8 protein-coding genes are annotated in these 10,922 nt (G+C 68.3%); all 8 read right to left on the reverse strand.

All coding sequences use genetic code 11. The annotated features are described in order from the left end of the window. Positions 1-101: 101 nt before the first annotated feature. On the reverse strand, positions 102-2,174 hold the full coding sequence (locus ABLE91_RS18805) for a methyl-accepting chemotaxis protein (RefSeq protein ID WP_348933284.1): 2,073 nt from the start codon (positions 2,172-2,174) through the stop codon (positions 102-104). A 125-nt stretch (positions 2,175-2,299) separates the two neighbouring features. Continuing rightward, complete coding sequence (locus ABLE91_RS18810) at positions 2,300-2,872, reverse strand: TetR/AcrR family transcriptional regulator (protein ID WP_348933286.1); 573 nt, start codon at positions 2,870-2,872, stop codon at positions 2,300-2,302. An 18-nt stretch (positions 2,873-2,890) separates the two neighbouring features. Beyond that, positions 2,891-3,352 carry a nuclear transport factor 2 family protein gene (locus tag ABLE91_RS18815; protein WP_348933287.1) on the reverse strand — a complete coding sequence of 154 codons (462 nt, stop codon included), beginning with the start codon at positions 3,350-3,352 and terminating at the stop codon, positions 2,891-2,893. 226 nt (positions 3,353-3,578) lie between these two features. After that, positions 3,579-4,445 carry an efflux RND transporter periplasmic adaptor subunit gene (locus ABLE91_RS18820; protein WP_348933289.1) on the reverse strand — a complete coding sequence of 289 codons (867 nt, stop codon included), beginning with the start codon at positions 4,443-4,445 and terminating at the stop codon, positions 3,579-3,581. Positions 4,446-4,449: 4 nt separating this feature from the next. Further along, positions 4,450-6,435: a preprotein translocase subunit SecA gene (locus ABLE91_RS18825; protein ID WP_348933290.1), complete on the reverse strand. Its 1,986-nt coding sequence runs from the start codon at positions 6,433-6,435 to the stop codon at positions 4,450-4,452. After that, the gene (locus ABLE91_RS18830) at positions 6,428-8,575 is read right to left on the reverse strand and encodes a PqqD family peptide modification chaperone (RefSeq protein ID WP_348933292.1); all 2,148 of its coding nucleotides are present in this window, start codon (positions 8,573-8,575) and stop codon (positions 6,428-6,430) included. Before ABLE91_RS18830 ends, ABLE91_RS18825 begins: the two co-directional genes overlap by 8 nt. 4 nt (positions 8,576-8,579) lie before the next feature. After that, a complete protein-coding gene (locus ABLE91_RS18835) occupies positions 8,580-10,490 on the reverse strand; it encodes a GAF domain-containing protein (protein WP_348933294.1) in 1,911 nt (636 codons plus the stop codon). 60 nt (positions 10,491-10,550) lie between these two features. Beyond that, positions 10,551-10,880 (reverse strand): DUF3467 domain-containing protein, encoded by a 330-nt coding sequence (locus ABLE91_RS18840; protein ID WP_348933296.1) that lies wholly within the window; start codon positions 10,878-10,880, stop codon positions 10,551-10,553. Between the last annotated feature and the right edge of the window lie 42 nt (positions 10,881-10,922).

Here is a 10,922-nt window from a genome sequence, read left to right on the forward strand (position 1 = left end):
AATTGTCGCCCGAGCCTTCGTACCCATTTGGGATAGTCGAAGAGGGTAAATGTTACCCCCATGCTCTCCCAATGCTGACGAAGTCCTTTCAGGGTTTCTGTCTAGGCCACTGCGACCGACCGCAAGAACCCGTCAATCTCCACTTCAAGTTTGTCGGTGACGGTGTTCACCGTGCGCGACACGTCGAGCACGCGCACCGCGGAAGAATTCGTGCCGATCACGGCCGCGTTCAGCTCGGCGATGTCCTCGGCCACCGCGCCCGTGCCGCTTGCCGCACTGTCGATGTTGGAGACGATCTCGTTCGTGGAGGCGCTCTGCTGCTCGATGGCGGCGGCGATGGCGGCGGCGAACCCGTTCACCTCTTCCATGGTGGTAGCGATGGCGCGGATGGAGAGGGCGGCCTCCTTGGTCTCCGTCTGGATGGCCGTGATCTGCCCCGCAATCTCCTCGGTGGCGCGCGAGGTCTGCGTCGCCAGCGTCTTCACCTCGGAGGCGACCACGGCAAAGCCGCGGCCGGCATCGCCCGCGCGCGCTGCCTCGATGGTGGCGTTGAGCGCAAGGAGATTGGTCTGCTGGGCGATGGCCTCGATGAGGCCGATCACCTCGCCGATGCGGTTGGCCGCCGCCGCGAGGGCCGCCACCTTCTCGTCCGCGCCGCGTGCCCCTTCAGCGGCCGTGCCGACCATGGCAGAGGTGCGGGCGATCTGCCCGGCAATCTCGGTGATGGAGGCGCCGAGCTGCTCGGCGGCGGAGGCCACCGACTGCACATTGGTGGAGGCGCGGATGGAGGCCACCTTGGCGGAATCCGCCCTCGACCGGCTGGCCGTGGCGGAGGCGGTCAGTTCGCTCGACACGGCGTTGAGGTCGTCGGACGCCCGGTTCGCCTGGTCGATCATGTTCTTGGAGGCTTCGCGGAAGCGGGCGATCATGTCCTCCACCGCCTGCTGGCGCGCGCGCTGCTCCGTCCGCTCGCGCTCCTTCTCGGCCTCCTGCGTGATGCGCTCCACGGCATGCAGGCGGAAGATGTCGATGGCGCGGGCCATGTCGCCGATCTCGTCCTTGCGGTCGGTCCCGTCCACCACGATGGAGGTGTCTCCGGCGGCGAGCGCGCGCATCTTCTCCGTCATGCGGGAGATGGGGCGGGCGAGGAGGCCGGCGCCGAAGAAGACCAGCGCCATGACGACCACGAGGGTCACGGCGGCGGCGAGAAGCAGCTTGTTCCGCGCCTCGGTGACGGTGGCGTAAAGGGTCGCCTGCGGGATGCTCATCAGCAGCACCCAGCGCTCCCGAACCCCCGGAAGCTGGATCGCGCCCGCGATGACGTGATGGCCGACGCCGTTCGCATCGACCACATCGAGCCTGGGGATCGCGTTGCCGATGGCGCCGCCCATGAGGGTCTTTAGGGTGTCTTCTTCCACCGGCTTGCCGAGGAGCTTGTCGTTCTCGTGCGCGATCCACAGGTCGCCGGTGCCCACGAGCGAGACCTTGCCGTCACCGAACGGCTGGAGCGCGGTCACGAACTGGGCGATGCCGGTGAGGGACAGGTCGGCCGTCACGATGCCGATGGGGGTGCTGCCCCGGTGGATGACCATGCTGGTGGTGGTCATCAGCACGTCCTTGCCGTCGACCGGATAGTGATAGGGCGGCGTCGCGAGCGCGCGGTTCTCCGCCATGGGCTTGTCGTACCAGCTCTCGGTGCCGGCCTCCTTGGTCATGACAAGCTTCTCGACGCCGATGCTGCCGTCCAACTTATGGAAGAAGTAGGGGACGAAGCGCCCGGTGGCGTCCGAATAGGGGTGGCCGACGAATTGGGCATCCTTGCCGTCGAGCGCGTTGGGATCGAAGCCCAGCGTCATGCCGACGAGCTGCCGGTTCTTGTCGGTAATGCTGGTCATGAGGGCGCCGAGCGCATCGCGGTCGACGTCGCCGTGCGCGACCAGCCCTTCCACCGCTTGCCCGGTGGTCCGCGCGGTGGAGATGGTGCGCTCCATCTCGCCCGAGATGGTCTTGGCATATTCGCCGAGCAGCGCCTCGGCGCGCGCTTCCGCATCGGCAGTGGCCGTGCGGGAAAGGATCCATAGGGACACCCCGACCACGACGAGCATGGATGCGGCGGTCAGGGCGCCGGCGGCGAACACGAGCTTGGTGCGGATGGGAAGATCGGCAAGACGCATGAGGGGTCTCCCGCTGCGCGAAATGGGGTGTCCCCCAGCGCGTCATGGGCTGCCGAATACCGTCCGCATGTGACAAATCGATTTTGAAGCTTGCGCGAGGCTGACGTTTTGGTGCGTCGCACAAATTAGTGATCGAGCGATAAGCTTGCCTCTGTGCGTGCCTGCAGCTGCGCCAGGGTGCGCCCGAAAATTCCATCATCATTGAGCGCGCGGGCGAGGGTGAGGGCGCCCTGGATGCCGACCACCGCTTCCTCCGCCAGAAGGCGGGCACGGGCCGTCTCGACCCCGCCCCGCACGAGCGCGCCTTCCAATGCCTTGATCCAGCGCTGGAAATACAGCCGGATAGGCGCGGCAAAGCGGTCGCGGGTTTCATCCAGCGCGAACGCGCCGATGAGGCAGACCCGGCGGCCGGAGCGGAAATAGGCGTCGGTGGCTTCCCACATCTGCGCGATGGCGGCGCGCGGCTCGTCCTGTTCCAGGGGCACGAACATCTCGGTGACGAACCAGCCGTCCACATGGGCCAGGATTTCCGCCGCCATCTCCTCCTTCCCGCCGGGGAAGAAGTGGTAGAGGCTGCCCTTGGACAGCCTGGTGCGGGCCGTGATGGCGCTCATGGACGCGCCCTCATAGCCGAGCTCCCGGAAGACCTCGGCCACGAGGGGAATGACGTCCTGCTTCTCGAAGACGGTCCGCACCATGAAAGTCCTGTCTGAAGGCTACAGGCCGAGATCGGACAGGCCCGGATGGTCGTCGGGGCGCCGGCCGAGGGGCCAGTGGAATTTGCGGTCGGTTTCCTTGATGGGCATGTCGTTGATGGAGGCGAAGCGGCGCTGCATCAGGCCCTCCGCATCGAACTCCCAGTTCTCGTTGCCGTAGGAGCGATACCACTGGCCGCTGTCGTCGTGCCACTCATAGGCAAAGCGCACGGCGATGCGGTTGCCCTCGAACGCCCACAGTTCCTTGATGAGCCGGTAGTCCAGCTCCTTCGCCCATTTGCGGGTCAGGAACTCGACGATCTGCTGGCGGCCCACCGGGAATTCGGCGCGGTTCCGCCAGCGACTGTCTTCCGTATAGACCTTCGACACCCGTTCCGGGTCGCGGCTGTTCCAGCCGTCCTCGGCCATGCGGACCTTTACGATTGCAGTCTCCCGCGTGAAGGGGGGCATGGGTGCGGGCATATCTGTCTCCTTTTGTAAACCGATAGGACTATTCTGTACCGATCGGTTTATGAAGGCAAGGCCGGAATGATCCGGCTGTCGGACAGGATCCCCTCTCCCGCTTGCGGTGGAGGGCTGGGGAGGGGGCACTTCAAGCAGAGCAACGCATCCAGATCTGCGGCGAGCACCCTTCCCCCTCCCTAACCCTCCCCCGCAAGCGGGAGGGGGGACGCGGCAAGCGGGCGCCCTAAGGCGCCGCGCGGCTGAGGGGAGAGCGGCCGGTGGCCGGTGGCACGTCGCTCGCGGGGATGGCCGGAAGGTCGAAGCTGACCTTGCACCTTTGCCCGCCGGGGAGCTTGTTGCCGGGATTGGGCAGCTTCAGGCGCACGCCGAACGTATTGCTGGCGGGATCGAACACGCGGTCCACCACGGCGACGGTCGCGGCATAGGCGCCGCCGATGGGCGCCTCGGGGCGGACCGTTCCCGTCATCCCAAGCTCCAGCTTGGTGTAGAGGGCGACGGGCAGGAACACCTCCACATACAGCGGGTCCAGCTTGGCGACGGTGACGATGTAGCCGTCCTGGTTCACGAACTCGCCCGGCCCGAGCTTGCGCTCGGTGATGACCCCGTCGATGGGGCTCTTGATGGCGCGCTGGTCGAGATCGGCCCGGGAGCGGGCCGCGTCCAGCTCGGCGAGGCGCCGGTCCAATTGCTTGCTGGCGAGATCCTGGCGCGCCACTTCGAGGTCGGCGGTGATCTCCTCGAATTTTTCCTGCGGCACGAGCTTGCGGTCGAGCAGTTCCTTCGCCCGGTTCACGCGGCTGAGCGCATAATCCACCTTGGCGGTCGCGGCATCGATCTCCGCCCGGTTCTCCGCCTTTGCGCGGTTCAGCGCGAGCGTCGCCCGCTCCACCCCGGATTCCAGCTGCGCCAACGGCTGGCCCGCCGTCACCTTGTCGCCGCGCGCGATGGTCACGTCCGCCAGGATGCCCGTGACTGGGCTGCCGATCTTCAGCACCTCGGAGGGATCGATCACACAATCATAGCCGCGCGGCTCCTGCGCGGCCGCCGGGACCATCGACAGCAGCACGGCGGCGGGGAGGGCCCACCACATGCGGTTATTCCGGTGAGCCAGTGAACGCCAACGCATGATCCAAGCTTTCGTCCGTGTTCAGAAGATCGCGCCGCATGCGCGCATGCACGTGCTCCGCCTTGCGCTGGGCGGCGCGGACCGACCAGCGCAAGGCCGCGCCGCCGGCGAGCCCGGAGACGAGCGCCGCGAAACGCCGGAGCCAGCCGCCGCGATCCCATTCGAAGATGGCATCCTCCAGCGACAGGATGGCCTGGAAAGTGCCCGGCTGTCCCTGGCGGGCGGTGCGGCCGGCGAGCTGGCGGTCGATGCGGCCCGCCTCGTGGCGTTCCGACATGATGACGAAGATGCCGCCCAGCGCCGCGACGCCCTCGCCGGGTTTGATGTCCGTGCCGCGGCCCGCCATGTTGGTGGCCACCGTGATGCGGCCGCGCTCGCCCGCCACCGCGATGATGTCCGCCTCCTCGCGGTCCTGGGCGGCGTTGAGCACCTGGTGCGGCAAACCGGCGGCGGCGAGATGCCCGCTCGCGACCTTGGAGGCCGCGACCGAGCGGGTGCCGAGCAGCACCGGGACGCCGTCCGCGTGGAGCCGTTCGACGAGACGCGTGATCAGCGCCCATTTCTGCGCCTCGGTGGCGCAGACGATATCGGGCCGCATCTGCCGCAAAGGCGGGCGGTGGGTGGGAATGTGCGTTACGGCCAGCCTATAGACACGCCACAACTCGCCGGCGATCTCGCGGCCCGTGCCGGTCATGCCGGAGAGGCGGCGATAGCGGCGGAAGAAGCGCTGGTAGGTCATGCGCGCCAGCGTCACGCGCCCCCCGGAAAGGGCGCAGCCTTCCTTGGCCTCGATGGCCTGATGGAGGCCGTCGCTCCAGGCGCGGTCGGGCATCACGCGGCCGGTGGATTCGTCCACGATGGCCACCTTGCCCTCGCGCACGATGTAATGCTCGTCGCGATGGAACAGCAGCAGGGCGGTCAGCGCCTGGATCGCCCGCTCCTCCCGTTCGAGGCGGCTGCGCCAGGGGCCGCCGAGCGGGTCCGCGAGCTCCTGGACGCGCTTTGTGCCTTCCGGCAGCAGGAGGACGCGCCGCTCGTCCAGCCGGAGCTGATAATCGGTGCCCTCGCGCAGCGCACGCGCAAGATCGAGGGCCTGGTGGAACAGCTCTTCTCCCGCCTCCAGCCGCACCTCGCGGGAGATGATGAGGGGCGTGCGGGCTTCATCCACCAGCACGCTGTCCGCCTCGTCCACAACAGCAAAATGGAGGCCGTTGAGCAGCAGCGGCGTGTCGTGGCCTGCGGCGAGCAGCCGGTCCATCTTCAGGCTGAGATTGCCCCGCATGTTGCCGAGCGCCATGCGGTCGCGCAGATAGTCGAAGGCCAGCTCCTTGTTGGTGCAATAGGTCACGTCGCAGGCATAGGCCGGGCGCTTCTCCTCCGGCGACATGCCCTGCACCACGACGCCCACCGACAGGCCGAAGAAGGCGTAGAGCGGCGCCATCAGCTCGGCATCGCGCTGGGCGAGATAGTCGTTCACCGTCACCACATGCACTGGCATGCCGGCGAGCGCCGCGGTCACCACGGCGAGCGTCGCGGTGAGCGTCTTGCCCTCGCCGGTCTGCATCTCGGCGCAGCGGCCTTCCAGCAGCGCCGCGGCGCCCAGCATCTGCACCGGAAAATGCGCCATGCCGAGGCACCGACGGGACGCCTCGCGCACGATGGCGAAGGCTTCCGCCACTGCCGCCACCTCGCGTGCGCCGCTGAGCCGGAGCGGGTGCCGCAATTCACCGGCGCGCAGCCGCAGCGCCTCGTCGCTCGCGCCGAGGAGCACCTCCTCCATGGCGCAGGCCCGGGCCACAAGGCGCTTCAACCGCCGGCGCCGCCAGGGGGCGAGGGGGAGCACGAGGCTGGCCGCAAGGTTGCGCGCGATGCGGTCGAGCGGGCCGTCGTCTGCGGGCGGGCGCTCTGCGAAGGCCACCGGGCGGGGCAAAGCGAAGAGGGCGCGCTCAGACATTGAACTCACGCAGGAACAGCTGGCGCAGCGCGCGCACCATGCGGAAGCCGATGGGTTCCCACCCATGGTCGAACCGCACATAGACGCGCCCGCCGATCCGCTCCGTCGCGCTCAGGCCCGGCACCTGAAGCTCGAACTGGAACAGGCTTTCCAGAGCGCGCGGCGCGTCGGGCTTGGAGGCATCGACGGCGATCTCGCCGCCGCCCATGGTGCTGAGCGCCGGGCTCGGCAGGTCTTCCTGGGCGGCCGGCACCTCGCGCGACAGGCTCGCGGGAACAGGGTGGTCGATATTGTCGGCGAAGCGCACCAAGACGGCACCGGTGCGCCGCCGCACGAGGTCCACATCGGCCTGAGGCACCACCGTTCGCACCACGGGATCGTCGGCCCCGACCACATAGCCGAGCATGTCCCCCTGGCGCACATAGCGGCCGGGCAGATCGGACGCCTCGGGCACGAGGAAGCGCCCGTCATGGCTCGCCGTAACCGTGCGCTCCTCGTTGCGCTGGCGGTTCACCTCGAGCTCCCCGCGGATCTGCCGCACCTGCTCCTGAAGGATGTTGGCCTGGACCAGATCGACGGTGCGCACCGCATCGAGGCGCAATTGCAGCGCCTCCGCCTGCTTCTCCAGCACCTCGGCCTCGGCGGAAAGTTCGGGGTCGTCCAGCTGGAACAGCGGCGTGCCTTCGCGCACGCTCTCGCCGGCATTGGCTGTGATGGCACGGACATCCCCGCCGGTGCGGGCCCGCACCACCGCCCGCTCGGGCAGCCAGACCACGCCCTGCGCCACGGTCGCATAGGGCACGGGAACCACGAGGAGCGCCGCGAGGATGATGCCCACGACGGCCGCGGTGAAGGTGAGGGCACGGCCGCGCCGGCCCTGCAATTGCGGGCTGAAGGCGAGGTAGCGCAGCCCGGTGACGAGGGGCATGACAAGGCCGTTGATCAGGCCCCAGGCGGCCAGCGCGATGCCGAGGAAGAAGAATTTCGTCCCCACCATCAGCGCGACGCCCAGCATCACCAGGAGGCGATAGAAGAAGGCGGAAACCGCATAGGCCACGAACCAGAGGGGCTCGCCGCGCGCGGTGGCGGGCGAGGTCAGGTCGGGAATGCGGAAGATGTAGCGCTGCACGAGATAGAAGACGTAGCGGTTCGCCCGCGATCCCAGATTGGGCATCTCCAACAGGTCAGCGAGCACGTAATAGCCGTCGAAGCGCAGCAATGGGTTGCCGTTGAAGGCGACGGTGGAGACGCCGCAGATCAGCATCACGTTGAAGGCGACGGCCCGCACCGCGCCGGGCTCCACCAGCGTCCAAACGATCATGGCGAGAGCCGCCAGCGCCGCCTCCACCATGATGCCGGCGCCGCCCACGATGATGCGCCGCCATTTTTCGCGGAACGCCGCCGAAGAGGACGCGTCCACATAGGGCATGGGCACGAAGACCAGCAGCATCACGCCCAGCTCGTGCACCTCCCCGCCCCAGACCTTGGCTGCATAAGCATGCCCCAGCTCGTGGATGGCCTTCACCACGGGGTAGATGAGGATGATGAGGATGAGATTCTGGGCGCTCAGCAGGCGGTCCAGAAGGTCGCCGGTCAGCGCCCCCCAATGCATGGTGGCGAGCACGATGCCGGCAACCACCAGGGCGGCCCAGGCGAGGAAGCCGAGCCGCGTGAAGAGGGGGCGGACCAGCGGCAGGGTCAGGTCGAGGAAGCGGTCCGGATCGAGCAGCGGCACCTTCAGCGACAGGGGATTGCGCAGCTTCATGAGCATGGCCCGCTCGGCCTGCTTCTGGGAGCGGTGCGCCAGCTCGTCCATGTGGGGGAGCACTTCCCCCATCAGAAGGTCCGCGCCGTGAAGCTGGGTGAGCAGCCCGATCACCTCGGTCTGGGTGGGCTGGTCCTCGCCGAGCCGGGTTCCCACCTGCTGCCAGATCTCGTGCACGGTGCGGCGCCCGTCCATGAGGCAGACCACCAGATGCGCGGCGGGGGACAGGCGGTGGAAGCGGCCGCTCTGGTGGTCCTGGAGGATGTACCAGACCTCGCCGCGAAAGCGCTGGCGGTGGAGCTGCGCGTAGGAGCGCAGGCGCGGGCGGAGGTTCGCGACCCGGTACCAGGAGGGATTTTGCAGCGTCCGCGCCATGGCCTTACCCGGTCCAGCGCCAGGTCCAGAGCTTCAGCCAGGAGACGAAGGAGCGGGTCCAGATCCAGACCAGCCGCCGCTCGTCCACATTGATCTTGCCGACGCCGCGCATGCCCGGGCGGATCTGCGGGGGCACGGTGTCGAGCTGGGCCTCCACTCGGAACAGGTTGCGCCCTTCCTTCGCCTTCGCCACGGGCGTGATCTTCGTCACCTTGAAGCCGAACGCCTCGTTGGGCAGCGAGGTCACCACCAGCTCCCCGCTCTCGCCCGCATGGACATCGCCGATCTGGCTTTCATCCACTTCGAGGATGACGCGGTAGCGGTCGAGCGGCGCGACCTCGAACAAAAGCTGGCCCCGCTGCACCGCCCCGCCGATGGCCTGGGAAAGATCGCCCGAGACCACTAGGCCGTTGAACGGCGCGTAGAGCTTGGCCCGTGCCATCTGCTCGTCGATGAGGTTGATCTGCGCCTGGGCCTGCTCCGCCTCGGTGGAGGTAATCTTGGCCTCGGCCCGGTTCCGCTCGCCGAGCGCGCGCTCGTATTCGTACATCTTGCGCTGGCGCTCGGTGACCCAGCGCAGGCGCTGCAAGGCGAGGTCGCGGTCATCGAGGGTCGCCAGGATCTCGCCTTCCGCGACCCGGTCGCCCGCCCGCACCGGCGCCTCCCGGATGAAGCCGTTATAGGGCGCGACCACCGCGCGCTGCACCTCGCCCTCCACATTGGCATCCGCGACGATGCGGTAGGGGCCGGTGGCGAAATAGCTGAAGGCGGCGGCTGCGGCGAGGGCGACCAGGATCGCCTTGCGCACGAGATGGCCGGGCCCGAACAGGCGCACCGCCTGGGTCCCCAGCGCATCCGCCGCCTTGGCCGCCAGCCAGCGGTCGTTCAGCCGCTTCTCGTCGAGGATGGCGCCGAGCACGGAGGCGACGCATTCGGCGGTGGCGATCTCGTCCGCCGTGAACGGACGATCTGCGGGCCGCTCGAAGGTGACCGCGCCGACGAACCTGTCCTTCACGAAGAGCGGGGTGGTGAGGATCGCGCCGCACCCATGGCTCTCCGCTAGAGCGGCGTGGGCGCGCGTCACGTGCGGGTCGGGTGCCAAGGGCGGGAAGAGCAGGACCGCCTGCTGGTCCAGCGCCTCGTCCATGGCCTCACCCAGCTGGCGGACGAGGTTCATCTGCTTGCCGAATTCGGCGCTGTGGGAGACGGCCACCACATGGGCATAGCCGCGCCGCACGAAGCCGATGCCGACCCGCTCGCAACCAAGCTTCAAGGCGAGGCGCGTCACCACCGTGCGGCACGCGGACTTGAAGCTTTCCTGGTCGAGCCCGGCGGCCAGAAGATCCAGCACGGTTTCCAGGCGCGCGCGCGCATCGACTGCGTCGGCGCTCGCATCGCGCAGCAGATGCTCCCGCATCCAGGCGGTGCCCCACTGGAGCTGGCGCATGGCGGCATGGAGGCCGGGCAGGCCCGACGCGCTCATTTCCAGGCCGACAGCGCCCCGCGCCGCGCCGGCCACGAGGATGGGGTAGGCGATCTCTATGGGGGCGTCCGGCAGGTCCGGATCCCGCTGCACCACCCCCTTGCCGGCGGCGAGGGCTTCCTCCATGGCATCGGCAAGCCGCAACGCTGCGTCCGAACCCTGCGGATGGACGGCAAGGGGCGTCAACGCTGTGCCCGGCGCGCCCATCGCGACCACGCCGCACCGGATCGCCGGGATCATGGCGCATTGCAGCGGCAGCCAGGCGGCGGCGAATTCAGCCGGGGGCGCGTTGGCGTCTTCGGCCGCGGCCGACAGCCCGAGCCAGAGCGCCTCATCGATGGTCGCTGAACCGCGCGCCACGCCGTCTTCGGCGGCGCGCCGCGCCGGCCCGCTCACGGCGACGGAGGATATCTCGGCTCTGCTCGCGCTCATCACCCTTCCCGAACCGACCGGAACCCGTTGTCGCGCCTTGGCGGCAGGGGCGGCCGGCGCTTATCGCATATCCACCTTCAGGATGCCGTGCTTGGTCTCATAATCCTTCAACACGCCGCCCAAAGCGAGCCACAGCCGCTTTGCCGCATGGGGGCTGAGGATGATGCGGTCGGTCAGCTCGATCCTCACCTGCTTGTCGTTGGCGACGTTCCAGGTCTTGTTGGTGCCGAAGAACAGGTCCACCTGCTCGAGCGTGCTCTGGATGTTCACCACATTCGCGAAATGGGTGGTCATCTTGCTGTCGTCCCAAAGGACGGCGGCGCGCGGCGCCTCCGCTTGCTCCACGGTGCTCGGGGCACTCGCGGTGAGGTCTTCGCCCGTCTGGCTCATCTGGCTTCTCTCTTCGCTCTCACTCAAGGCTTCAACCCGCCG

The organism is Aquabacter albus (assembly GCF_040049275.1).
In the GTDB taxonomy this organism is placed as follows: Bacteria; Pseudomonadota; Alphaproteobacteria; order Rhizobiales; family Xanthobacteraceae; genus Aquabacter.

What these genes read in the sequence shown, in the direction of transcription:
- ABLE91_RS18805 (WP_348933284.1), bottom strand. Translation starts at nt 2,174, where the DNA reads ATGCGTCTTGCCGATCTTCCCATCCGCACCAAGCTCGTGTTCGCCGCC.
- ABLE91_RS18810 (WP_348933286.1), bottom strand. Translation starts at nt 2,872, where the DNA reads ATGGTGCGGACCGTCTTCGAGAAGCAGGACGTCATTCCCCTCGTGGCC.
- ABLE91_RS18815 (WP_348933287.1), bottom strand. Translation starts at nt 3,352, where the DNA reads ATGCCCGCACCCATGCCCCCCTTCACGCGGGAGACTGCAATCGTAAAG.
- ABLE91_RS18820 (WP_348933289.1), bottom strand. Translation starts at nt 4,445, where the DNA reads ATGTGGTGGGCCCTCCCCGCCGCCGTGCTGCTGTCGATGGTCCCGGCG.
- ABLE91_RS18825 (WP_348933290.1), bottom strand. Translation starts at nt 6,435, where the DNA reads ATGTCTGAGCGCGCCCTCTTCGCTTTGCCCCGCCCGGTGGCCTTCGCA.
- ABLE91_RS18830 (WP_348933292.1), bottom strand. Translation starts at nt 8,575, where the DNA reads ATGGCGCGGACGCTGCAAAATCCCTCCTGGTACCGGGTCGCGAACCTC.
- ABLE91_RS18835 (WP_348933294.1), bottom strand. Translation starts at nt 10,490, where the DNA reads ATGAGCGCGAGCAGAGCCGAGATATCCTCCGTCGCCGTGAGCGGGCCG.
- ABLE91_RS18840 (WP_348933296.1), bottom strand. Translation starts at nt 10,880, where the DNA reads ATGAGCCAGACGGGCGAAGACCTCACCGCGAGTGCCCCGAGCACCGTG.